Source organism: Nocardia testacea NBRC 100365 (assembly GCF_000308775.1).
GTDB lineage: Bacteria > Actinomycetota > Actinomycetes > Mycobacteriales > Mycobacteriaceae > Nocardia > Nocardia testacea.
Map to the genome: position 1 here is coordinate 92,046 of NZ_BAGJ01000103.1, position 24,105 is coordinate 116,150.

The 24,105-nt window shown below is 69.3% G+C and carries 23 protein-coding genes; 9 read left to right on the forward strand and 14 right to left on the reverse strand.

What is annotated here, in order from left to right; all coding sequences use genetic code 11:
* Window positions 1-151: 151 nt before the first annotated feature.
* On the forward strand, window positions 152-937 hold the full coding sequence (locus tag ON38_RS14995) for an MHYT domain-containing protein (protein ID WP_245564048.1): 786 nt from the start codon (window positions 152-154) through the stop codon (window positions 935-937).
* A gap of 164 nt (window positions 938-1,101) precedes the next feature.
* Here ON38_RS14995 and ON38_RS36630 read toward each other — a convergent pair whose 3' ends face one another.
* The 4 genes from ON38_RS36630 to ON38_RS15010 all read right to left on the reverse strand — a co-directional run bounded on the left by ON38_RS36630 (window position 1,102) and on the right by ON38_RS15010 (window position 4,325).
* Entirely contained in the window at window positions 1,102-1,257 is a 156-nt protein-coding gene (locus tag ON38_RS36630) for a DUF6131 family protein (RefSeq protein WP_085995414.1), read from the reverse strand.
* Between the two features lie 49 nt (window positions 1,258-1,306).
* Window positions 1,307-1,693, reverse strand: coding sequence for a hypothetical protein (locus tag ON38_RS15000; RefSeq protein WP_157181787.1), 387 nt, complete (start codon window positions 1,691-1,693; stop codon window positions 1,307-1,309).
* 155 nt (window positions 1,694-1,848) lie between these two features.
* Entirely contained in the window at window positions 1,849-2,988 is a 1,140-nt protein-coding gene (locus tag ON38_RS15005) for an alpha/beta hydrolase family protein (protein WP_039825388.1), read from the reverse strand.
* A gap of 419 nt (window positions 2,989-3,407) precedes the next feature.
* Complete coding sequence (locus tag ON38_RS15010; RefSeq protein WP_051164811.1) at window positions 3,408-4,325, reverse strand: alpha/beta hydrolase; 918 nt, start codon at window positions 4,323-4,325, stop codon at window positions 3,408-3,410.
* A 382-nt stretch (window positions 4,326-4,707) separates the two neighbouring features.
* On the opposite strand from ON38_RS15010, the gene gnd reads away from it, so the two are divergent.
* The gene (gnd, locus tag ON38_RS15015; RefSeq protein WP_039825390.1) at window positions 4,708-6,153 is read left to right on the forward strand and encodes an NADP-dependent phosphogluconate dehydrogenase; all 1,446 of its coding nucleotides are present in this window, start codon (window positions 4,708-4,710) and stop codon (window positions 6,151-6,153) included.
* Window positions 6,154-6,234: 81 nt separating this feature from the next.
* Window positions 6,235-7,980 (forward strand): N-acyl-D-amino-acid deacylase family protein, encoded by a 1,746-nt coding sequence (locus tag ON38_RS15020; RefSeq protein ID WP_039825391.1) that lies wholly within the window; start codon window positions 6,235-6,237, stop codon window positions 7,978-7,980.
* A 133-nt stretch (window positions 7,981-8,113) separates the two neighbouring features.
* Here the strand turns inward: ON38_RS15020 and ON38_RS37515 are convergent, their stop codons facing one another.
* The gene (locus ON38_RS37515) at window positions 8,114-8,545 is read right to left on the reverse strand and encodes an acyl-CoA-like ligand-binding transcription factor (protein ID WP_245564050.1); all 432 of its coding nucleotides are present in this window, start codon (window positions 8,543-8,545) and stop codon (window positions 8,114-8,116) included.
* On the opposite strand from ON38_RS37515, the gene ON38_RS15030 reads away from it, so the two are divergent.
* A complete protein-coding gene (locus ON38_RS15030; RefSeq protein WP_051164813.1) occupies window positions 8,505-9,497 on the forward strand; it encodes an SDR family oxidoreductase in 993 nt (330 codons plus the stop codon). The two genes, ON38_RS37515 and ON38_RS15030, sit on opposite strands and share 41 nt — an antisense overlap.
* Here ON38_RS15030 and ON38_RS34185 read toward each other — a convergent pair.
* Together ON38_RS34185 and ON38_RS15040 are read right to left on the reverse strand one after the other, a co-directional pair.
* Entirely contained in the window at window positions 9,488-9,988 is a 501-nt protein-coding gene (locus tag ON38_RS34185) for an oxygenase MpaB family protein (protein WP_051164779.1), read from the reverse strand. The two genes, ON38_RS15030 and ON38_RS34185, sit on opposite strands and share 10 nt — an antisense overlap.
* Window positions 9,989-10,178: 190 nt before the next feature.
* Window positions 10,179-11,135 (reverse strand): oxygenase MpaB family protein, encoded by a 957-nt coding sequence (locus ON38_RS15040; protein ID WP_039825392.1) that lies wholly within the window; start codon window positions 11,133-11,135, stop codon window positions 10,179-10,181.
* A gap of 141 nt (window positions 11,136-11,276) precedes the next feature.
* On the opposite strand from ON38_RS15040, the gene ON38_RS15045 reads away from it, so the two are divergent.
* On the forward strand, window positions 11,277-11,900 hold the full coding sequence (locus tag ON38_RS15045) for a TetR/AcrR family transcriptional regulator (RefSeq protein WP_051164782.1): 624 nt from the start codon (window positions 11,277-11,279) through the stop codon (window positions 11,898-11,900).
* Window positions 11,901-11,925: 25 nt separating this feature from the next.
* On the opposite strand, the gene ON38_RS15050 is transcribed toward ON38_RS15045, so the two are convergent.
* From ON38_RS15050 to ON38_RS15075, 6 genes are all read right to left on the reverse strand, one after another.
* Window positions 11,926-12,915: an oxygenase MpaB family protein gene (locus ON38_RS15050; RefSeq protein WP_051164815.1), complete on the reverse strand. Its 990-nt coding sequence runs from the start codon at window positions 12,913-12,915 to the stop codon at window positions 11,926-11,928.
* A gap of 496 nt (window positions 12,916-13,411) precedes the next feature.
* Window positions 13,412-15,616: a molybdopterin oxidoreductase family protein gene (locus ON38_RS15055; RefSeq protein WP_051164784.1), complete on the reverse strand. Its 2,205-nt coding sequence runs from the start codon at window positions 15,614-15,616 to the stop codon at window positions 13,412-13,414.
* Between the two features lie 191 nt (window positions 15,617-15,807).
* Window positions 15,808-16,896: a Gfo/Idh/MocA family protein gene (locus ON38_RS15060; protein WP_051164786.1), complete on the reverse strand. Its 1,089-nt coding sequence runs from the start codon at window positions 16,894-16,896 to the stop codon at window positions 15,808-15,810.
* A gap of 28 nt (window positions 16,897-16,924) precedes the next feature.
* The gene (locus ON38_RS15065) at window positions 16,925-17,338 is read right to left on the reverse strand and encodes a secondary thiamine-phosphate synthase enzyme YjbQ (protein ID WP_039825393.1); all 414 of its coding nucleotides are present in this window, start codon (window positions 17,336-17,338) and stop codon (window positions 16,925-16,927) included.
* Between the two features lie 11 nt (window positions 17,339-17,349).
* Window positions 17,350-18,252, reverse strand: coding sequence for a Sir2 family NAD-dependent protein deacetylase (locus ON38_RS15070; RefSeq protein ID WP_051164789.1), 903 nt, complete (start codon window positions 18,250-18,252; stop codon window positions 17,350-17,352).
* Between the two features lie 56 nt (window positions 18,253-18,308).
* A complete protein-coding gene (locus ON38_RS15075; RefSeq protein WP_039825394.1) occupies window positions 18,309-18,539 on the reverse strand; it encodes a hypothetical protein in 231 nt (76 codons plus the stop codon).
* A gap of 426 nt (window positions 18,540-18,965) precedes the next feature.
* Between ON38_RS15075 and ON38_RS15080 the strand changes: the two genes are divergently transcribed.
* The 4 genes from ON38_RS15080 to ON38_RS15095 all read left to right on the forward strand — a co-directional run bounded on the left by ON38_RS15080 (window position 18,966) and on the right by ON38_RS15095 (window position 22,429).
* Window positions 18,966-19,733 (forward strand): MHYT domain-containing protein, encoded by a 768-nt coding sequence (locus ON38_RS15080; RefSeq protein WP_039825395.1) that lies wholly within the window; start codon window positions 18,966-18,968, stop codon window positions 19,731-19,733.
* Between the two features lie 107 nt (window positions 19,734-19,840).
* The gene (locus ON38_RS15085) at window positions 19,841-20,908 is read left to right on the forward strand and encodes a nucleoside hydrolase (RefSeq protein ID WP_039825396.1); all 1,068 of its coding nucleotides are present in this window, start codon (window positions 19,841-19,843) and stop codon (window positions 20,906-20,908) included.
* Window positions 20,909-20,951: 43 nt separating this feature from the next.
* Window positions 20,952-21,854, forward strand: a complete 903-nt coding sequence (locus tag ON38_RS15090; RefSeq protein ID WP_051164792.1) for an amidohydrolase family protein — start codon at window positions 20,952-20,954, stop codon at window positions 21,852-21,854.
* A gap of 320 nt (window positions 21,855-22,174) precedes the next feature.
* Entirely contained in the window at window positions 22,175-22,429 is a 255-nt protein-coding gene (locus tag ON38_RS15095) for an IPT/TIG domain-containing protein (RefSeq protein ID WP_039825465.1), read from the forward strand.
* 122 nt (window positions 22,430-22,551) lie between these two features.
* Here the strand turns inward: ON38_RS15095 and ON38_RS15100 are convergent, their stop codons facing one another.
* Entirely contained in the window at window positions 22,552-24,105 is a 1,554-nt protein-coding gene (locus tag ON38_RS15100) for an FAD-dependent monooxygenase (RefSeq protein WP_039825397.1), read from the reverse strand.

A 24,105-nucleotide genomic window follows, 5' to 3' on the forward strand; every position in this document is an offset into this window, starting at 1 on the left:
GACAATGCAATGTTGCGGAACCACCCGTCACCGAAGCCGAATGTGATTGATACCACAGGCTTTCAGGCAAATGATCAGCACACGCCGTCGCGGTGGGCATCGTACTGTTCAGCCCTACACAGAATTCCGGGCTTACCCGGCGGAACGTTGGATGGACATGCTTCACCTCGAACACTTCGCGTTCGGCTGGCTGACGCCCGCCCTCGCGTATTTCCTCTCGGCCACCGGCTGCGCCATCGGATTGCAGTGCACCAGACAGGCCCGCCACGGACGACGCCGGCTGCTCTGGCTCACCCTCGCCTCGATCACCATCGGCGGAACCGGTATATGGGTCATGCATTTCGTGGCAATGCTGGGCTTTTCAATCGACGGGGCACAGATACGATTCGACGTCCCCCTCACCCTGCTCAGCGCGGCGACCTCGATCGGCGTGGTCGCCGCCGGCCTGTACCTGGTGACCACACCGGGCTCGGGTCTCCCGGCGCTGCTGACCGGCGGTGTCATCACCGGACTCGGCATCGCGGCCATGCACTACACCGGCATGTACGCGATGCGCACCGACGCGCATATCGAATACGACCCTGCCCGCGTGGCGCTCTCTCTGGTCATCGCCACGGTCGCGGCCACCGCGACCCTATGGTTCGGTATGCGCTCGTGGGGAATACCGTCGACGCTGGGCGCGGCGCTCGTCATGGCCGCGGCGGTGGCGACGATGCACTACACCGGGATGTCGGCCATGCACGCGCACGCGGTGCCCGGCGCCGCGGCGCCCGACGGCGCCGAGCCACTGGACATCCTGGGCCCGCTGCTCGGCGCCATCAGCGTGGTCACCGTCGTGCTGCTCATCGGGGTCAGCATGGCGCTGACCAACCCCCACGGCCCCGGCGCCCGAGCCGCGGCGAGCCCCCGGCAGCAGGAAGGCCCCCCGGTTCGCTGAACCGAACGGAGTCGTCCCGCACCCGGCGATACCGGGTACGGGATGCCGGCTGCCGCACCCACATCGAACGTGGCCGACGAGACGAACGGCCGCGGCGGTGCGGGTGATCCGTGTGGATCCTCCGCACCGCCGCGGCCGTCTGGCGAGGTCGACAGTGGACGGGGTCAGTAATAGTGCCGCCGGCCACCGACGGGCCGGCCCACCGATCCGGCGATGGCCAGTACCGCGCCGACCACGAGCAGAACGAGGCCGATGGTGGTGAGCACGCCGATACCGAGCAGGTAACCGACGATGAGCAGAACGAGTCCGAGAACGATCATGACACTGACTTTCTGATTCGATATTCGATGTCCGGGCGAGGGACGGGGATCACTTGGCGGTCGCCGCGCTCTTGTCCGGCTTGCGCAGCAACTTGCTCATCGACCAGGCCGGGGCCGCGGCAGCGGGCGCGGGCTTCTTCGCCGGCTCGTTGGTTCTGGCGAGATCCCGCTGGGCGGCGGCGATCTCCTTACGCGACTGCCGCAGCTCACGGCGGGTCGCCATGCCGCGGCGAGTGGACCGCCACGCCCCGGCGGAGACGAGGCCAACCCCCAGGCCCCCGACCACACCGACGATGATGCCGATGAGGAACAGTTCACCGGTGGTACCGGCAAAGTGGTAATCGAAGACCGAGAAGTCGCTGGTCAGACGATTGACATCACTGGTATTGGCCGCGACGCCGGCGACACCGGCGGCAACCGCCGCGACGGCGATCACGAGCCCGAGAACAATGATCATGGCAATTCCCAAGGGTCGAGGAACACTATGCTCCCGCTATTCCCGGCGACGACGAAGTCAAACGGGGGCAAGGCCATGTCCGCCGGACGGATTCACCGGCGGGTCGCCCCGGGGCTCGGACGGGGCCCGGATACTCAGGCGAAGAGGCCCCGGACGAACGGCACCGAATCGGGTAGCGAATCGTTCACGGCGCCATCGTGATCGGTGGGGTACACCTTCAGCGTCACCGGCTGCCGGTTCGCCGCGAGCACCGCCGCGAACCGCAGTGTCTCGGGGGTGATCACATCGGTGTCGAGCAGCCCCTGGCCGAGGAAGAGCGGTTTGTCGTAGCCGGATTCGGGCAGGCCGAGGTAACGGGTGAGCAGCCCGCGCAGGTCCGGAATATCGGCCAGCGGCCGGGTGAACAGATCGCCGATCACCACACCGTGGGCCATCAATTCCTCTCCGAAGGGAGACAGGCATTCGGTGCGAGCGCGTTCCAGCCAGTACCGGCCGGAATCGGTGAGGAAGGAGTCGATGTCCAACTCGGGATAGGTGGTGCGCAGGCCGTTGAGCAGATACAGCGCATAGCCGGTGGTGTGCGCGCCCAGTTTCACCGGCGGTACGCCCGGACCCATGAGCGCGAGGATGTTCTCGATATAGGCGGGAACGCCGGTGGCCACCGCACCGCGGTAGTCCAGTTCCGGGCCGCCGAATTCGGTGGCGTACCGGGCGGTGGTGACCGCCGCTCCCCCACCCTGCGACTGCCCGACCACCACCCACTTGCCGGAAACGGCGGAATAGTGCCCCGCCGCGGCCCGCACCGCGTCGACGACATTGCGGGCTTCCACCATCCCGTTCAGATACGGATGCTCCCCGGCAGTGCCCAGCCCGGCGTAGTCGGCGGCGATGATGGCATAGCCCTGCTCCAGCCATCGGCCCAGGTAGGCCCAGTCCCGTTCCACCGCACCCGGGCCGGCCACACTGTACGCGCACGAATCACCGAGCCCGACTGTGCCGTGCGCCCAGGCGATGACCGGCCAGCCGCCGGCCGGCGGCGCCCCGGCCGGGAAGTACACGGCGGCGCTGGCCACGGTCGGCGCGCCACCGACCGTGGTGGTCGTATAGAACATGCGCTGGGAGCCCACCGAACCGGGCAGTACGGCGGGGGCGGCCAGGGGTTCGACGGATTCCACGACGCCGGCGGCAGGTGCCGCGACCGCGTGCCCACCCGGCAGTCCCGAGATCGCCGCCGCGAGCATCGCGGTGACCGCCGCCGTACCGCATTTCCGCATGATGCTCCTCTCGCCGGATCACCCACCGTGCTGTACGCCTCGGGCGGTGCCCGGTCAGTCTTCCACCTGGACGCGCGACCGATCACGTCGGCATGCCGTCCGGCCCGGGAAATCGGGCGAATGGACCGGCGTCCACGTCTCCGGTCATCCCGCCCGCTCGGGAGCATGGGCGAAAACGTCCGTCAGCTGTCCCGCCGGGGCGATGAGTTCGCGGTGACCGTCCCACTCGGCTCCCGGGCCGCGGTGTGCAGGACAAGCCCCGGCTCGTCTTCGGGCTGCTCACCGCCGCTCTGTTGCCGGGAGCCGCCCGGTCCGGCCCATCGTGTGGCCGGCCGGAGCAGCGGAGTCGCGACCGCCCGGGTCGCCACCCCGCCCGCCGACCGGCCGGAAACGCCGCGTGATGTGCGGATGGGCGGCGGTCAGACGCCGATGGCCCGCGCCAGATGCGGCCACGAATCGTGCAGGTCGTATTCGAACTGACCCCAGGTGTGCGCGCCGGCCGGACGGTCGATATGCACCGCGCCGATCCCGAGTTCGCCCAGGCGGTCGGCGAAGGCCGACGTGCAGGCGGCGGCAACGGCTTCGACCGGCGGGAATCCCCAGCCCCGGTCGATCGCGCCGGGCATCCCCGACGCGGCGGACAGATAGATGGTCTTTCCGGCCAGCCGGGCGGCGTGCGCGAACGCGTCGTGGGCCTGCCAGCCCGCGGACCCGGGCGCACCCCACATATTGCCCGGGTTGGCGCCGCCCCGCACCACCTGCGCACTCACCATCGCGATGCCCGCGGCGTCGGTGGACCACGGGCATCCGCTGTAGGAGGCGACCGCCTCGTAGCGATCCGGCGCCTGGATGGCGAGGTCCACGGCCGACCCGCCGCTCATCGATACCCCGGCGATCGCATTGCGACCGGTGGTGCCGAACCGGGCGTCCACGACCGAAGGCAGCTCGCGGGTGAGGTAGGTCTGCCAGCGAGCGCGGCCGACCACGGGATCGTCGGTGTGCCAGTCGGTGTACATCGAGTGGGCGCCGCCGATCGGCATCACCACGTTCACGTTCTTGTCCCCGAAGAACTGCCGGACATCGGTATCGTCCCACCAGGAGATCCCGTCGCTACCGCCGCCGATACCGGTCAGCAGGTACACCGTGGGTGCCGGCCCCCCACCCGGCGCGGGAATGACCCGGTTGGTCACCACGGTGTCCATGGCGGGTGAGTACACGTCGAGCAGGATCGCGCGACCGTCGATCGGTTTCTCCGCATCGACCCGCGGCCCCGGAGCGGCCGCGGCGTGCTGAAGGGTGAACAGGGACGCCGCGACAGTCAGTACCGCGGTCGACATCGTGAGCAAGAATTTGTACCGCACCCCTCCGGTGTACCCATTCGCGCACCGGATCGCCGCCGGACTTCGATGTTTCCGTTGTGCGCCAGCATTTCTCGCGGTCGCTCGCGAAAAGCCGCTGCTCGGTCCGGGTACCTCCGGAGCAGTCCGGTGCGAGCGCGCCCGGCCGTGCGGGCAGGATGCCCCGGCACGGCGATCCCACCGTCACCCGGCCCGGCCCGGCCGTGCGGAGCGGTTGTCGGCGGGTCTGCGCACGGCCCGGCCGGGCCACCCGGTAGAAAGAAGACAGGGCACACGCCGGGCGCGCGGCCGGTCTCCACGATCATCGCCGCCCCGGTGGACCCGCCGAAATGTTGGAACAGTCGAACGAAAGAGCTGGTTCATGGCTTCCTCCGCAGCGCGTGCACAGATCGGGGTCACCGGCCTGGCGGTGATGGGCAGCAATATCGCCCGCAACTTCGCCAAGCACGGCTACACCGTGGCACTGCACAATCGCAGCGTCGCCAAAACCGACGCGCTGCTCGCTGCGCACGGCGACGACGGTGATTTCGTCCGCACCGAGACCATCGCCGAGTTCGTCGCCGCGCTGGAGAAGCCGCGCCGGGTGCTCATCATGGTGAAGGCCGGCGACGCCACCGACGCGGTGATCGAAGAGCTGGCCGACGCCATGGAAACCGGCGACATCATCATCGACGGCGGCAACGCCCTCTACACCGACACCATCCGGCGCGAGGCCGCGCTGCGGGCCCGCGGCCTCAATTTCGTCGGCGCCGGGATCTCCGGCGGCGAGGAGGGGGCCCTCAACGGTCCGTCGATCATGCCGGGCGGGCCCGCCGAGTCCTACGAATCGCTGGGACCGCTGCTGGAGTCCATCGCCGCCCAGGTCGACGGCACCCCGTGCTGCACCCATATCGGCCCGGACGGGTCCGGCCATTTCGTGAAGATGGTGCACAACGGCATCGAATACGCCGATATGCAGCTCATCGGCGAGGCGTACCACCTGTTCCGCGCCGCGCTGGACCTGGATCCGAAGCAGATCGCCGATATCTTCACCCAGTGGAACTCCGGTGATCTGGAGAGCTACCTGGTGGAGATCACCGCCGAAGTACTGAACCAGGTCGACGCGAAAACCGGCAAGCCGTTGGTCGATGTGATCGTGGACGCGGCCGAGCAGAAGGGCACCGGTCGCTGGACCGTGAAATCCGCGCTCGACCTGGGCGTTCCGGTGACCGGTATCGCCGAGGCCGTATTCGCCCGGGCGCTGTCGGGGGCGCGGGGGCAGCGCGCCGCGGCCGTGGGCCTCGCCGCCGGCGAACTCGCCGCCAAACCCTCCGATATCGCGCAGTTCACCGAGGACATCCGGCAGGCCCTGTACGCGTCCAAGGTGGTGGCCTACGCCCAGGGCTTCGACCAGATCGCGGCCGGCAGCGCCGAATACGGCTGGAATCTCACGCCCGGCGATCTGGCCACCATCTGGCGCGGCGGCTGCATCATCCGGGCCCGCTTCCTGAACCGCATCAAGGAGGCCTACGAAACCGATCCGGCCCTGCCGAGCCTGATCCTCGCACCGTATTTCCGCAACGCGATCGAGACGGCGATCGACAGCTGGCGGCGGGTGGTCTCCACCGCGACGCTGCTCGGAATCCCGGTGCCGGCGTTCGCCTCCTCGCTGTCCTACTACGACGCGCTGCGTGCCGAACGGCTACCCGCCGCCCTCACCCAGGCCCAGCGTGATTTCTTCGGCGCGCACACCTACGAGCGGATCGATGCCGAGGGCAAGTTCCACACGCTGTGGAGCGAGGACCGGTCCGAGGTCGCGGCCGGCTGAGCGCCCGGTCGCCGGGCGCATCTCCACCCGGCGACCGGCACATCTCTTGACTCCGGGTCATCCGACCAGTTGCAATGAGGTGTGAGCTACGACACGATCATCAAAGGTGGCCGCTGGTTCGACGGTACCGGTGCGGCCTCCGCGATTCGCCATCTCGGACTGCGCGGCGACCGGGTCGTGACCGTTTCCGCGGAACCACTCGATGAGACCGGCTGCCCGGACGTGGTGGACGCGGCGGGTCGATGGGTGCTGCCGGGAATGATCGATATCCACACCCACTACGACATCGAGGTCCTGAAGTCTCCGGCGCTGTCGGAATCGGTCCGACACGGAATCACCACGGTGCTGCTGGGCTCGTGCTCACTGTCCACCGTGCACATCGACCCCACCGGCGCGGGCGATATCTTCGGTCGTGTGGAGGCCATTCCGCGCCGCCATGTGATCGATACCCTCGACGAGACCAAGACCTGGACCTCCGCCCGCGAGTATGTCGCCGCCCTCGAACGGCTACCGCTGGGCCCGAATATCGCGGCCATGCTCGGTCATTCGGATATCCGGACCGCACGCCTCGGCCTGGACCGCGCCACCCGCAAGGACGTCCGACCCACCCGCGCGGAACTGGCGGATATGGAGGCGGCGCTGCACGAAGCGCTCGACGCCGGATTCCTCGGTCTGTCGGCGCAGCAGCTGCTGTTCGACAAGGTCGACGGCGAAACCTGCCGTTCGCGCACATTGCCGTCCACCTATGCGCGGGCGAAGGAGCGCCGCCGCCTCAACGCGATCCTGCGCCGGCGCGGCCGGGTGCTACAGGGCGGGCCGGACATCACCTCGCCGCGCAGTCTCGGCGCGATGATCTTCAGCAGCCTGGGGATCGGGCGCCGCAACCTCAAGACCAGCTTGCTCTCCGCGGCCGATATCAAGGCCAACCCGTACGCGGTGGTGCTGATCGGCTCGCTGGCGCGGCTGGTCAACGCGTTCGGCGCGAATTTCCGCTGGCAGCATCTGCCCGTCCCGTTCGAGGTGTATGCCGACGGTATCGATCTGGTGATCTTCGAGGAGTTCGGCTCCGGCGCGGCGGCCCTGCACCTGGCCGACCGGGTGAAGCGCGACGCGCTGCTTGCCGACGAGAACTACCGCCGCCGCTTCCGCAAGGATTACGACGCGAAATTCGGGATGCGGGTCTGGCACCGCGATTTCTTCGATGCCGATATCGTGAGCTGCCCCGACGAGACGGTCGTCGGGAAGACCTTCGGGCAGGTCGGCGTGGACCGGGGCGGTCTGCACCCGGTGGACGCCTTCCTCGACCTGGTTCTCGAACACGGCACCAAACTGCGCTGGCGCACCACCATTTCCAACCATCGGCCGGAGATCCTGGATCGCTTCGCCGCCGATCCCGGAGTCCAGCTGGGCTTCTCCGACGCGGGCGCCCATCTGCGGAACATGGCCTTCTACAATTTCGGGCTCCGCTTCCTGCGCCGGATGTACCGGGCCGAACAGGCGGGCACTCCGGTGATTCCGCTCGAGCGCGCGGTGCACCGGCTCACCGGCGAACTCGCCGACTGGTACGACATCGACGCCGGACACCTGCGTGAGGGCGATCGCGCCGATCTGGTCGTCATCGATCCGGCGGGCCTCGACGATTCGCTCGACGCCTACGCCGAGAGTCCGGTGGCCCAGTACGGCGGGCTGGAACGCATGGTGAACCGCAACGACGCCGCCGTCACGGCGGTGTACATCGGCGGACGGTACGTATTCGGTGCCGGCGCCGCCGACCCGGCCCTGGGCAGCGCCCGCACCGGACGCTTCCTGCGGGCCGGGCAGCGCTGAGATAGTTCCGGACGGGGCGGCCCGCCGAGGCTTCCGACGGCGCCTTGCTCGCGGGCGGTCGCCCACAACGCACTCACGCACGGCCGGCCCGAGGCGATATCCGGGCCAGTTCGTCCAGGGGCAGGCGGGAGTATCAGCGTGCGGAGCCTGCCTGCGGCGGTGGGGTGGTCGCGGAAAGGGCGCGTAGATCGTCGAAGGTTTGGGACAGATGTGCGTCCAAACTCTGTGCGGGATCGTCGATCCAGGCGTGGACCGCGTGCTGATAGGCGGCCCAGCCGGTTCGGGCGGCCAGCCCGGCCGACCCGACACCGACACCGCGCTGCCGCAGCGCCTCTGCCACCGCATCGGTGAGCCACGCATGCTTGGCCAACTCGCGTTCGCGCAGCGCCGGGGTCGCCGCGATGACTTTCCATCGCGGTTCGGCGAACGCGCGGTTGTTCTCCAGATTCCGCGCGCATTCACGGAAAGCGCCCAGCAGGATCTCGAACGGCTCGCGCCCCCCGGGCGCTTCGGCGATCGCTTGCATCAGCGCGGCGCGGAGCTCGGCTTCGCCGTCGAAAAGCACCTCGCGCTTATCCGGGACCGGTCCCGCCGTCGTCGCCGAGCTCCTCGCGGCCGGTCACACCGTTACCGGCCTGGCCCGCTCGGCTGCCGCCGCCGCCCGGCTGGAGTCGCTCGGCGCGACACCCCACCACGGCTCCCTGGACGACCTCGACAGCCTGCGCCGCGGCGCTCGAGCCGCCGACGGCGTCCTGCACATGGCGTACGGCGGCGACTACGCCGATCCGGACGACCTCATCCGCCGCGACTGTGCCGCGATCGAGGCGCTCGGCCAGGCGCTCGTCGGATCCGGAAAGCCGTTCGTCAGCACCTCGGGCACCTTGGTGACGAGACCCGGCCGGATCAGTGCCGAGTACGACGCCCCGGATCCCGATTCGGTCGCCGCCTTTCGAATCCCGGGCGAGCGGGCGTGTCTGGGCTTCGCCCGTCGCGGGGTCCGGGCCAGCGTCGTGCGACTCGCGCCGACCGTGCACGGCCCCGGCGATTACGGTTTCGTTCCGGCACTCATCGCCTCCGCCCGCAGGGCAGGCGTCTCGGCCTATATCGGCAATGGCGCCAACCGCTGGCCCGCCGTCCACCGCTACGACGCCGCCGGCCTCTTCCGGTCGGCGTTGGAAAAGGCTCCCGCCGGCGCCGTACTCCACGGCGCCGCAGAAAGCGCGGTCACGATCAAGAGCATCGCTGAGCAGATCGCGCGGATGCTCGATATCCCCACCACCTCGCTGACCCTGGAACAGGCCCGCAACCATCTCGGCAACCCGTTCCTGGCCACATTTTTCTCCCTCGACGTGCCCGTCTCCAGCGAGTACACCCAGGCATTTCTGGACTGGACACCGAAGCACCCGACGTTGCTGGAGGATCTCGGGACCGGCGACTACTTCACCCCACAGGCCGGCAAACGTGCCGAGGAGATCTGGTTACCGCCCAACGCCCCGCGGGAGTCCGGTCACAGCTGACAGGCAAGACCCCGAAACCCACAGCGCAGGCCACCCCTGCTCGAGAGAACCTTCGCAACGCCCACGGCATCGTCGACTGTGACAAGCCGATCGTCTCTGCCGGGCACGGCGAGGCCATGGGCTCGGGCCCGCTCCACCCGGGGCCGATCACCGGCGTGCGGGCAGCCCGCCGCCGGCGTCGAACGGCTGCGCAACGGATACCTGACGGCCGGCGGCAGGACTCGGTCCAGTTCCTGTCCGTGCCGCCGCCGCACGGCCGATCCCGCCCAGTAGCCGGTGGCCGCGACCCATAGGTACGCGTCGGCGTTCAACGCGTGATATCTGCGGTCGCGGTCGACCACTCCGCTGATGGTCCAGTGCAACTCGCGCAGCCGCCGTCCTTCGGCCAGTGCGGTGCCGGGACCGTCCAGGTCGCTGAAGCGCCGGGTGGCCGCGGCGGTGGCGATGATCCGGGCCCAGCGGTCGGACAGGAACTCGGAATGATCGGCCACCCCGCACCCACCACCGGATGGGCGACCTGCAGCAGTACCGCGCGGGCGGTGAGGGCGGTTTTCCAGTCGATGCCCTGACGCCGGCTCAGCGATTCCGGGTCCCACGGGCGGGGTTCCCGGTGCTCCGGCATCGCCGGTGTTCTCGATTGTTGTCACGGTGTCCCTCGGCGAGGGTCGGTGCCGGCAGCGCTCAGCGCCGGTCGGCGGGCGCCGCGAAGGATTCGAGACCGTAACTGCGGCAGGCGGCCACGAGCTTCTCGTACTGGAAGCGGTTGTAGGCCAGGGGTTGCATCAGCAGTCGGTCGGGCAGCGTCCGCCAGGCGAGCTGCAGCAGCCACACGTAGAGCGCGAATTCCGTGTCGTGGCGCGGTGTGAGCTCGAAACCGGTGAGCTGCTGGACGGCGGGATGCATGGCCTTGGACGAGCACACCTGGATCACATGCCCGGCCACCGGTCGCAGCACCAGCCACATCGGGGTCAGTGCCCGGCGGGCCAGTGGCGGCAGCCCGAGGGTCGGTAGCGGCAGTTTCGTCAGGCCGGCGAACTTCTGGACGAGGAACGGATTCTCGGCCAGTTCCTGGGTCGCCATCCGGTCGTAGTAGGTGCGCGCCTCGACGAGATCGGCGGGCAGTTTCCCGGCGGCGCTGGGCAGCTCGAGGTCGGCGAAGGCCGCGCGCAACTGCTGGTAGGCCGCCTCCTTCTCTTCCGGGCGCAGTTCGGTCCCGGTGCAAAAGGTGAAGGTGTTCAGCACGACGAAGATGCCGCTCACCGCGATCCACTTCCAGGTGAACGGGTTCAGCGCGCTGTATCTCACCTCGCCGAACGCCGCACCGCCGGACCCGCGGACGTCGCGGTGCCTGAGTTTGAGCCATTCGGCTTCGGCGCGGCGGTCGTCGGAATCGCCCCACAGCGCGATCATCGCCGAAACGCCGCTGCGGACGCCGCGATCGGCGAAGTTCTCTTCGAACCGGCCGGTCCGATCCACCGCAGCGGCCACCGGGACCAGGGCCACCTGGTCGAAGGCGGCACCGGCGAAGGCACCGGCCAGCACACTGCCGGAATGTTTGCGGAATTCGCGCAGGACCTCGGGCCGGACTCGGGGGTCGGTCGACTCTTCGGCGGTGCGCTCCGTTGCGTGGGTCGCCATCTCGTCACCTCGGGGCGGGAAGAAGAACGGAATGATAGTTTGAGCGCCATTATTCTATCATTCGGCCGTCGCGGATACCATGGCTCGGCCCGGGGATCCGGTGTGCCCGCCGGGCGCCGGCAAGAAGGTAGGCTGATCCGAATGGAAACGACGGCTGCGCAGTGGACCGAACTGCAGCAGTTGGACGCCAGATCCCGCACCATCGTCGACGCCGCGCGCGAATGTTTCGCCGCGCACGGGTTCGAGGAGACGACCATGGTGCGGATCGCCGAGGTCGCGGGCGTCGGCGTCGCCACCGTCTATCGCCGTTTCGGCACGAAGTCCGCGATCGTGCGATACGCGCTCATGGCCGAATCGCAGCGGCTGGCGATGATCGTCGCCGACGCGATGCACCGATCCGCCGGCCCTGTCGGCGCGCTGGCGGATATGTTCGCCGCGTTCGTCGGCGAGGCCACCGCGCCCAAATTGCTGACCCGCAGCCTGCGCCTTTCCGGGGCGGCGGGCCAGCTCACCGATTTCCTCACCGACGACGACGTGATCCAGCAGGGACGCGGGTTGGTCGCGCAGTTTCTCACCTATTGGCAGGAGCGCGGGGAACTCGGCAGTTTCGATCCCGAGGTGGTGGCCGAACTGTTCGTCCGGCTCACCGTCTCGTTCATCTCCAACCCGCGGGGGGTACTGCCGCTCGGCGACACCGACGCGGCCCGGGCCTTCGCCCGCCGCTACCTCGCGCCGCTGATGTACCCCCATCCCGGCAGCAACTGACCGGACTCTTCGGACGACCGGCCGGTCAGCCGCCCGGTACGATCGTGATCGGCTCACGGGGGGTCTCCTGCCTCGGACGCACCGTGTACGCCGCCGATTTCAGCTCCCGCCGCTTCATCTTCTGGATCTGCTGATGATGTTTCCGGGCGTGGTAGGCGATGGGGAAATAGGTCAGCCGGTCCGGAAGCACCCGGTAGGCGAACCGGATCACCGCGTAGGCGCGTTCCAGCGCCCGCTGGTCCGCGTCGGTCCACTCGGCGCCGATCATCGTACGCAGCCGGGGGTCGAGCAAGCCGACGATGGACAGATAGTTGAACCGGATCATCGGGTACCCGAGCAACCGCGCGATCCGGCCCGCGGGAAAACCCATCGCCCGGAACTGATCCAGATCACCGGTACGCAACTGACGATACTGTTCGCGCACCTCGTCGTCGGCCGACAGCACCTCGGTCACGATGTACTCGTAGTATTCGTCGAACTCGGCGCGGGTCCGCGGATATCCCTTCATCGGGACCTGCAGGATGCGGGCGATCCGGATGTTGTCGCGCAGCAACTCCTCGAGTTCGTCGTCGGTGAACTCCCGGCCCATCAGCAGCGGCCCGGCCTTCGCGGTGGTGACGTAGGCGGTGGCGATCACCCATTGGTATGCACCCGGATGCAGGGCGCTGATCTGTTTGCCCGCACTGCCCTTCATACGCAGCGGCGCATGCAGGGAGCGCAGCCGCCGGCCGTCCTGGACGGCCTCGATGCCGCCGTAGGTCCAGCGCAGAACGGAATCGACCGAGCGGATGGCGCGGCCGGCCGGATCGGTCCTGGCGACCGAGTACTTGTCGGTGACCTCACGAATCACCGGGTGCAGCCCCTGCATCGCGAAGGCCGCGCCCTCCATCATGAGATACGTCCAGTGCCCGACCATTTCGGCGGTCAGCGAGTCCAGCGGGACCAGTTCGATCGGGTCGTCGGCGGCCGGGTGGCCGCCGGTGCGCGGGGTATCGGACGCGGATGCGGTGGTCATTCTTTCTCCTGGGTAGTGGGTGCAACGTTCAGCGGGGCGGGAGTCCCGGCCCGGGTGGGGTCTCCCCCGCACCCGCCGTCCCGACCCGCCGTTGAGGTTCTGCATTTCGACCGCGATCTCGGCCTGCACCAGGGTTTCGCGCACCGGGAAACGCGGCCGGGCACTGTCGGCCACCACGATCGCCGCGACGCGGACGCCCAGCCGGACCGCTCTGCCCAACGTTCGGGTACCGGAGACGAGCCGGTCCGCCACGGCCGCAGCCGGTCCACCCGGCGGGGCAACGCGAGCCCGGGACATGGCGGCTCCTAGCGCGGGCGGCCCCGCGTCGTCGAGGACGATCGCATCGGCGAACCGAAATCCACAGTGATAGTGGATCCAGCCATAGGCTATCAATTGTTCTCGGGCACCGGCGCGGATCAGCGAGATCCCGATCGAGGGAACCGGGTCCGAGAATCTGTAGCGGCCGGACTACCGGTCCCGGCCCCAGCGATACGGCTCAGGCCGGCATCACCGACACCGGGACTCCGTTGAACACGGCGTTCCCGGAGGGGACGTCCAGCACCGAATCATCGGTCAGCACATTGGCGTTGACCCCCGCGTGCTGCCGCGCCACCTGCTGCGAGCTGGTCGCGTGCCCCCAGCCGTGCGGCAGGCTCACCACTCCCGGCATGATCGAATCGGTGGCCTCGACCGGCACCGTCACCGAGCCGGCCGCCGATTTCACCAGCGCCTGCTCCCCGAGCCCGAGCCGGGCGATATCGTCGGGATGGATCTGCAGGGTGCAGCGATTCGTCCCACCCACCAACCGGGGCGCATTGTGCATCCAGCTGTTGTTGGAACGCAGATGACGGCGACCGATGAGCACCATCTCCGCGGGCGCGGCCGCGAGCCGGCCACGCAGACGGTCCAGATCGGCCAGCAGCGCCGCCGGCGCCAGCTCGACCTTCCGCGAGGCGGTGCGCAGGATTTCGGACAGGCGAGAACGCAAGGGACCCAGGTCGAGACCGTGCGGATTGCCCAGCAGGGTACGCAGGCTCAGGTTCCCGCCGTTCCATTCGCCGTAGGGTCCCAGCCGCAGCATCAGGTCCAGGCGCTGTTCGGTGCCGGTACTGCCGGTGAGTTCGTGCCGGCGCTGTTCGAGACCGGCCTGCCGCAGCGTGGCACCGATGACGAGCTCGTCGAACGCGGCCAGCGGATCGTATTCCGCGGCCGGATTGTGCGGCCGGCCGCTCACCGCCGCCGCCAGCCGGACATACACCGCGGCCTCCGACGGCCGGTCGCCCAGCGGCACCAGCGGCGGCGAGAACCGGGCGTAGTTGCGGACCGCGAACTGCAGCAGCGCGAAGTCGTAGTGGGGGGACTGCACCGGACGCGGCGGGGGCAGGATCACATCGGCGTGCCGGGTGGTCTCGTTGAGGTAGCAGTCCAGGCTCACCATGAAGTCCAGTCCGGCGAGCGCGGCGTCCAGCCGGGCGCCACCGGGCGCCGACAGCACCGGATTACCCGCCGCGGTGATGAGCGCCCGCACCTGCCCGTCACCGGGCGTGGTGATCTCGTCGATCAAGGTGGCCACCGGCAGTTCGCCCATCGACTCGGGCAGGTCGCGAACGCGGCTGCGCCAGCGGCCCGGCCGGAAGGGTTTGGTACGCACGATTCCGCGGACCGCCGCCGTCGCGAACATGGCGCCACCCGGAGTGTCCAGATTGCCGGTGAGCACGTTGATCACGTCCACCAGCCACTGGGTCACCGTGCCGAATTCGGCGGTGCAGGTACCGATCCGGGCATACACCACCGCGGTCGGCGCGGCCGCGAGCTCCCGCGCGAGCCGGCGCACGGTCTCGGCGGGCACCCCGGTGCGCGCGGCCACGGTCTCCGGATCGAATTCCGCGGCCGCGGCCCGCACCTCGTCCAGACCCGTGACCTCCACCCCGACCTCGGTGAGCTCCTCGGCGAAAAGGGTGTGCACGATCCCGAACAACAGATAGGCGTCGGTACCGGGCCGCACGAAGAGGTGCTCGTCGGCGCGGGCGGCCGTGCGGGTACGGCGCGGATCCACCACCACCAGGCGGCCGCCACGGGCCCGCAGCGCCTGCAACCGGCCCGGAAAGTCCGGCGCGGTGCACAGTGAACCGTTCGACTCCAGGGGGTTGGCGCCCAGCATCAGCACGTAATCGGAACGGTCCAGATCCGGGACCGGGACGGCGAGCGGGTCCCCGAACATCAACCCGCACGCCACCTGTTTGGGCATCTGGTCGGCAGTGCTGGCAGAGAAGATGTTCTTCGTGCCCAGCGCCCGGATCAGCGCCGGCGCGTACAGGGTTCCGGCGACGGTATGCGCATTGGGGTTGCCCAGGTACAGCGCGATCGCCTGAGCGCCGCATTCGGCCCGGATCGCCGGGATACGTGCCGCGATCAGGTCGAATGCCTCCGCCCATCCCACGGTCCGCCACGAGCCGGTGGCCCGGTCCCGCACCATGGGTTCGGTGAGGCGGTCGGGGTCGCCGTCGAGCTGCCCGAAACTGGCCCCTTTGGGGCACAGGAAACCCTTGCTGAAGGGATCCAGTTTGTCACCCCGCGCACCGGTCACCCGGTCGTTCGAGTCGACGGTCAATTCCAGTCCGCAGGCCGCCTCGCACAGCGGGCAGGTGCGCAGCAGGTTCCGGACGGCGGGGGTGGGTGCGGCGGGGGTGGGTGCGGCCATGCCACCATCATCACTCTTTGAGACACCGGACAGAAGGTGTATTGAGAGAATTCGGGTAGACCTGTCGCAGGAGATTGCACGCGGTCGCGTCCGTGGAGTGCGCTGCCGGGGGCGTGTGCCTATCCGGTCCGGTCGAGGTGCCGCTCGCACACCTCATCCGGCCGGCCCGAGAACCGGCCTTCGTCGCCGATTCACGAGGATCCGACGGCCGCCTCACCGGAGACACCGCCGAGGGGCACCACCACACTTTCCGCTGCCGATGCGCGAGCCGCCTCGAGGACCCGCAGGCCCGCCAGGGCATCGGCGGGGTCGACCGGCACCGGTGCACCGTCCAGGACCGCGGCGGCCGTTGCCGTATAGAAGGCGAGGTAATCGCCGGGCAGGGTGGGGTACCGCGTCGTATCGTCGCCGGCGCCGAGCACACCGTGGTCCGCTTCGTCGGCCTCGCCCCACGGTGTCCCCGCACCCGGCCGGTGTCCGGCGCGCAGTGCGGCCTCCTGGGGATCCAATCCGTGCACTTCGTAGCCCGCCCGCTCGCCGAGTACCCGGAACCGGGGGCCCAGCAGCGGGGCCACCGCACTGGCCCACAGATGGGAGCGCACGCCGCCGGTATGGGCCAGGGCGAGGAACATATCGTCGTCGGTGCTGATTCCGGTGCGGCGCCGGGCCAGTTCGCAGTAGACGCTCGCGACCGGCCCGAACAGGGTGAGCGCCTGGTCGACCAGGTGACTACCCAGGTCGTACAGGATCCCGGCGGCATCGGCCGGGCCGCCCAGCTCGCGCCAGCCGCCCTTGGGCACCGGACGCCAACGCTCGAACCGTGATTCGAAGCGGCGCACCGGGCCCAGCGCGTCCTCGGCCACCAGCCGACGTACCGTCCGGAAATCGCCGTCCCAGCGCCGGTTCTGGAAAACGGTCAGCACCCGCCCGGTCTCCCGGGCGTAGCTCAGCAGGTCCTCGGCTTCCGCAGCCGTCACCGCGAAGGGTTTGTCGACCACCACCGCCGCCCCGGCCGCGAGCGCTCGCCGCGCCAGTTCGGCATGCACGCGATTCGGCGCCGCGATCACGACCAGATCGATTCCGGACATATCGGCGAAAAGACTGTCGGCATCGGGCAGTACACGCACCCCGGGATGTTCCCGTCGCGCCTGCTCCCCCCGCCGCGCCGAACCGGTCACCACCGCGACCAGGCGCAGCCGGGGTTCGGCCGCGACGAGCGGCGCGTGGAACACCGCCCCGGCAAGCCCGTACCCGATGATGGCGACTCCGAGACTGCTCATACCCGCCGACGTTACCCGGCGGATACGTTCAGCCCGCGGAGGTCAGAAACGACAATCGCACCTCACGATCGGGATTGTCGATATTGATATCGACCAGTGCGATGGACTGCCAGGTGCCCAGTGCCGGTTCGCCGTCCAGGACCGGGACGGTCGCGTACGGGGCGATGAGCGTGGGCATCACATGGGAACGGCCGTGCCCGGGCGATCCGTGCGCGTGCCGCCACCGGTCATCGGCCGGGAGCAGATCGCGCAGGGCGGCCAGCAGATCCTCGTCGCTGTGCGCGCCCAGTTCCAGGACCGCGACCCCGGCGGTGGCGTGCGGTACGAAGACGTGCAGGAGACCGTCGCCGCCGGTGTCCCGTGCGAACGCCCGGCACTGCGGGGTGATGTCGTGGACCACTTCGCTGCGGCCGGTGTGCACCGCGATGACTGTGCTGCGCATATCGGGCCAGCCTACGCGGAGCCGGCCGGGGCGTCCGCCGGGCGCGCGCCACGTGTCCGGTATCGCTGGGCCAATCCGGACAGCACCGGCGAGCATCCGGCGTCCAGCCGCCGGTCGGCGAGACCGTCGCTGCGGGTGGGGCCACGATTCACGATCACCACCGTGCCGCCGTTGCGGGCGACCCGGTGCACGAAACGACGGCCCGACAACACGGTCAGACTGGACCCGGCCACCACGATCACTTCCGCCGTGTCCACCAGTTCATAGGCGGCCGCGACCCGTTCGGGCGGCACGCTCTCCCCGAAATAGACGATATCGGGCTTCCACATCCCGCCGCACCGCGAGCAATCCACCATGCGGAAACCGCTGGTGTCCTCGACCACGGCATCGGCGTCGGGTGCCACTTCGAGCCCGGTGACCGACGCGGTGGCAAAACCCGGATTGGCCTGTTCCAACTGCTCGGCCAGCGCCATCCGGGAGATACGCGCCCCGCAGCCCAGACAGCGTACCTGGGCATAACTGCCGTGCAGGTCGATCACCCGACGGCTACCCGCCTTGGTGTGCAGCAGATCGACGTTCTGGGTGATCACTCCGGTGACCATGCCCGCGCGCTCCAGTTCGGCCAGCGCACGATGGCCGGCATTGGGGCGGGCGGCGTCCATGTACCGCCAACCCACATGATTACGCGCCCAATAGCGCTGCCGGAACACCGGATCACCGACGAACTGCTGATAGGTCATCGGCGTCCGCGGTGGGGTGTCGGGACCTCGGTAATCGGGGATACCGCTGTCGGTGGAGATACCCGCACCCGTGAGCACGACCGTGGGCCGATCGCCGATCAGGTCGACGAGATCGTCGAGGGTGGCGGACCAGGAGTCCTGCTGCGGCGGGGCGATCAGTGCCGTTTCGGGCATACCCCGAGCGTACGTGCCGGCCCGGCCCCGCCCACCCGGGGCCGGAATTCATCGGCTCAGGTCTGGACGCCGGCGAGTTTGCCCGCTTCCGCGTCCAGGCCGAGCATGGCCAGCAGATTGCGGCAGTCGGCGGCGTCGGTGGCGTGTCCGGCCACGATCCGGGCCGCGACGGCGCTGCGGCGGGCGGCCTCGGCGCGTTCGGCACTGCGAATTTCGGCGAATTCGGCCAGATCGGCCTCGGGAAGATCGTGTTCGACGGCGGTGGGGCGGCTGGATGTGCCAGGCATGGGTCTCCTTCGAGTTGCCCGAAGCCTACGCCCAGGACCGGTGACGCACAGCACAACCGAAAACTGGGAGGCGGCCCCCGGCCGGCCCTCCCCATCTGCGCCGACCGAAACATCGGCCCGGCGTCGCGGCCCGTCGACGGACAGCGGGTCCCGGAACAGTTGCGCGGCATCGCCATCGGACACGACATGCCGGACGATTGCCGGGTTCGATACCCGGACATCGGGTAATGTGTCGCACGTCATAGCGCGACCGCGGGGACGCCGTCGTGCCGAATCCGTGTCACAGGTGCGCCGATGTCGTTTTTGCGGCCCTTGTTTTTCAGGACACATCTCCTTTAAATTCACCTCCTGCACGTTCACCAATTCGGAATGCTCGTGTTCCGCTGTTGCGGGGGCGGGATTCCACCCCAGCGAGGAGGTACACCGGTGGAGATCGACCACTTCAGCCATGGCTGGCTCACCCCCGTGGTCGCGTACGTCATGTCGTTCACCGGATCGTTGCTCGCACTACGGTGCATGAGCCGCGTGCGCAGCAGGTCACCGTTCGACGGCTGGCTCATCGCGGCATCGGTCGCCCTCGGCGGCACCGGCATCTGGGTCATGCACTTCATCGCCATGCTGGGTTTCCGGATCAATGGCGCCGCCATCAGATACGACGTCCCCGTCACGCTGGTCAGCGCGGTCATCGCCATGGTCGTGGTCTGGCTCGGACTGTGCCTGGCCCAGCAGCGCCGGCTGGGCGGCCAGAGCCTGCTGTTCGGCGGCGTGGTCACCGGGATCGGCGTGGGCGCGATGCACTACGCCGGTATGTACGCCATGAAGACCGATGTCGAGATCGGTTACGAGTGGTCGACCGTCGCGTTGTCCATGGTGATCGCGGTGATCGCCGCGACCGCCGCGCTCTGGTTCACCCTCAATGTGCGCGGCGCGCTGGCCACCGTGGGCGCCGCATCGGTGATGGGCGTGGCCGTGGCCGGTATGCACTACACCGGTATGTACGCCATGCACCTGGGCGAACAGCACCATATGACGCCCTCCGGCGCCGGGGCCGCGCAGCTGCTGACCCCGCTGATCGTCGGTGTCAGTCTGCTGACCGTGGGCATGCTCTTCCACCTGGGTCTGACCGAGGTGAGCGGCGGCTCCGCCCTCACCCGCAGCCCCGCCACCGACAATTACTGGCCCACCCGCGACTGACCGGAGTCGGCCGTCCCGTGACGCATTTCGGCCAGCCCGACCGGAATGCGTCACTGTGACGCGACCCGCTCCGGATCCGCTCCCGCACCCCCCGATAGGGTCGGGGGGTGCGGCAGCGGATCATCCTGGACGTGGACACCGGCGTGGACGATTCCCTCGCCCTGCTCTATCTGCTCGCCAGCCCGGACGCCGAGATCATGGGTATCGCCTCCACCGCCGGCAATGTGCCCGCGGCCCAGGTCGCGATCAACAATCTGGCCTGGCTCGAGCTGGCCCGGGCTCCGGAGATCGAGGTGACCCTCGGGGCCGCCGAACCGCTCGAGATCCCGCTGCGCACCACCGAGGACACCCACGGACCGCACGGGGTCGGCTACGCCGAACTCCCCGCCCCCACCCGGCGTATCTCCGAACGCAGCGCGGCACGGATGTGGGTGGAGCTGGTACGGCGCCATCCCGGCGAGCTGATCGGGCTGTGCACCGGACCGCTCACCAACCTCGCCCTCGCCCTCCGCGCGGAACCCGAACTCCCCCGGCTGCTGCGCCGGCTCGTGATCATGGGCGGGGCGTTCTCCCACCCCGGCAACACCACACCGACCAACGAGTGGAACATCCACGTCGACCCCGAGGCCGCGAAGATCGTCTTCGACGCCTTTTCCGCAGCCCCGCCGGACCGCCGGCCGCTGATCTGCGCCCTCGACATCACCGAGACCATCGAGATGCGGCCCGCCCATCTGATCCGGCTGGCCGAGCGGGCGGGTAGCTTCCCGCTCGAGACGGTATCGCCCGCCGACCCGCCCGCCGCGCGTTCGACGGCAAGCAATCCCATCATCCGGTACCTCACCGACGCGGTGCGCTTCTACTTCGATTTCCACCACGGATACGACCTCGGCTACCTGGCCCATATGCACGATCCGTTCGCTGCCGCGGTGACCCTGGATCCGGCGCTGGCCCGCACCCGGCCCGCCACCGTGGACGTCGAGCTCACCGGCACCATCACCCGGGGCGCCACCATCGCGGATTGGGCCGGGATGTGGGGGCGCCCGCCCAACGCCGATATCGTGGTCGGCACCGACCCCGTGCGGTTCTTCGACCGCATGATCGCCCGCATCGGCGACCACGCCCGCGCTCTGTACCCAGGGGATCCCGTCGGCGAGCCCGTCACCCGGGTGCGATGACCTTCCCGGCATTCTCTGTCCGACCCCACCGAGAGGGAGGAACATGAACACCTCCGCAGCGACCGAGGTCCCGGCCGACGAGATATATCTGGCGCGGTTCCGGCAACGGCTCGGATTGCCGGGAATGATCGATGTGCACACCCATTTCATGCCGCACCGGGTACTGCGGAAGGTGTGGGCGTATTTCGACGATGTCGGTCCGCTCACCGGGCGGCCCTGGCCGATCACCTATCGCGCCGACGAATCGGTCCGGCTGGACACGCTGCGCCGATTCGGGATTCACGCGTTCACCGCACTGGTGTATCCGCACCGGCCGGACATGGCGGCGTGGTTGAACGAGTGGACCGCGAAATTCGCCGCCGACGTCCCGGAATGCCTGCACACCGCCACCTTCTATCCCGAGCCGGGTGCGGCCGGTTATGTGGCGGCCGCGGTCGAGCAGGGCGCCCGGGTCTTCAAAGCCCATGTCCAGGTCGGCGCCTACGATCCGCGCGACCCCCTGCTGGACCCGGTCTGGGGCCTGCTCGAGGACGCCGGTGTCCCCACCGTCATCCATTGCGGTTCCGGCCCGGCGCCCGGCGCGTTCACCGGCCCCGGACCGGTCGCCGAGGTCCTGCGGCGGTTTCCGCGCCTGCCGCTGATCGTGGCGCATATGGGGATGCCCGAGTACCGGGATTTCCTGGACCTGGCGGACCGGTACTCCGAGCTGTGCCTGGACACCACCATGGCGTTCACCGATTTCGCCGAGGCCGATGTCCCGTTCCCGGCAGCCGACCGGCACCGTCTGCTCGATCACGGGGACCGGATCATGTTCGGCAGCGACTTCCCGAATATCCCCTACCCCTACCGGCATGCCGTCCAGGCCCTGGAGCGGCTCGAACTGGGCGAGGACTGGTTGCGCCGCGTCTGCTACCGCACCGCTGCGGACCGGTTCGGCCTCGGCTGACGGTGGTCACGTGAGAGGCCGCAACCCGCGCCCCCGTGAGCGGGTCGGACAGCGCGCGGCTCGCGCTTCCACTACCGGGATGGAGGCCATCGGCCTGTCTCCTGCGATCTTCCGGACCGACTGGGCGTGCAGGCGAGTTGGCCCGGCCCTCCGCCGCGGATCACCGGATCGAAACCGGACAAGAACGGACCAAACCGGACCGTGGATCATTTGCCGAAGTGCCATCGCCGGAGGCTTACTGGGGATGTAGCGGATGCGGCAGAAGATCGGCAACCGTTGCCACACAACCCTTTTCATCCTATTTCGGCTGGAGTCCGACCATGGCAGCTGTTCTCACCTCCCTGACCCCCTCTTCCGGCCCTGCGACGGTATTCACCTCCGTGGTGATCACCGGCTCCGGGTTCAGTAATGTCGGCCCGTTGACCGTGCGGTTCGGCACCAAGGCAACCACATTCACCATCGACTCCGACACTCAGATCACAGCTATCTCTCCGACGGGAACGGGCACAGTGCCCGTCACCGTCACCGTGGAGTTGGACGGCACCAGCAACTCACTGCCCTACACCTACGTCTGACGGCCCGGCGCCCTCACCGTTGGCAACCTGAGCTGCGGTTACTCATATACCCGCCGGATACTCGGCGAGTACCGCGGTGCCGTGCCCGCCACCCCACACCGCGGCGAGAAAGGAGCCTATTGCTACCGGAACCCCACACCGGCCCCGGCCCAGCGCGCCAGCGCGGCACGGCATTCGGCGATCTGCCCGGGACCCGGTGCGAATTCGGTCGCCCAGGCCACCCGGCCGTCGGGCCGCAGCAGCAGGGCGGTCGCCGCGGTGTCCTCGGTGCGCGCGCACACTACATCGATCCGGCCCGGCAGGCCGGTGAGCGCCGAAGACCACGCCCGGTTGGCGCCGAGATCCAACAGCAGCGGCCGGTATCGCCGGATCAGTTCGGCCAGGCGCACCACACCGCCGTCGACGCGCAGCATGAGGTCCGGGGCGCTGTAGCCGACGAGCGGATGCGGGTCCACCACACCCATGTCGTAGCGCACATCCGTCCCGGCGATCATCGCGGCCACCCGCGCGACCGCGGATTCGTCGGTGAGCAGTTCGGTGAACACCGTACGCAACGCGGTGGTGTCGCCACCGGGCGCGAGCAGCGCCGCTTGGGCGCGAGCGGCCAGTTCCGTCCGGGTGGCCGCCTGCCGGCGTTCCCGGTCGTAGCTGTCGAGCAGACCGGCCGGTGCCCAGCCGTCGATCTCCGCGGCCAATTTCCAGCCGAGTTCCACGGCGTCCGCCAACCCCACGTTCAGTCCTGGGCCGCCACCGCCGGTGTACACATGCGCCGCGTCGCCGGCCAGGAAGACCGGGCCGTCGCGGAACCGTTCGGCCACCCGGGTGTGCCCGCCGCGCAGCCGCCGCAGTAGATGCGGGCCGGGCCCCACGGGCTCGCCGAGCGGGATCTCGGCGCCGAGGACGCGGGCGATACTGGCCCGCATCTCCGCCAGCGTCATCGGTTCGTCGGTCGGGGGTTCGTCCCATTCGACGGTGGACAGCATCGGCGGCCGGCCGGCGAAGGGGGCGAAGGTGAATCCGCCGTGCTCGGTACGCAGCGACAGGAATGGCCGGACCGGGCCGAAGCCGGGCACTCGCAGCTCACCGGTCACCGGGTCGACCCAGTCGGCGGGGATCGAGGCGTGGACCGTGCGGGCGGTCGTGCGGTCGTATCCGATGCCGGGGAAGCCGATACCGCGCTGTTTGCGGACGACACTGTGGGCGCCGTCGGCGCCGACCAGATAGCGGCCGCGCACAGACGCCGTACCGTCCGGGCCCGAAATCTCCAGCCTCACCCCGTCGCCGTCGCTGGTGACGGCCTCGACCGTCGCGCCACGGCGGATCTCGACACCGAGTTCGGCGGCGTATTCGCTCAGCGCGGCGACGAGGTCGCGTTGCGGGATCGGCAGGGTGTAGACCGGCCCGCCGTCGAGCAGGCTCAGATCGAGGGCCAGCCCGCCGAACATGAAATACCTGTCGTTGGGCCGGGGCGGACCGGGTTTCCCGCTGAGCCGCTCGTACAGCCCGCGCCGGTCCATCAGGGGCACCACCTGGCCCACCAGGCCGTTGGCCCGGGGTTCGGTCTCGGCCTCGGCGTGGCGTTCGACGACGAGCGGCCGGATTCCGGACCGGCCCAGTTCGCAGGCCAGCAGCAGCCCGACCGGGCCGCCCCCGGCGATGATCACGTCGTAACGCAT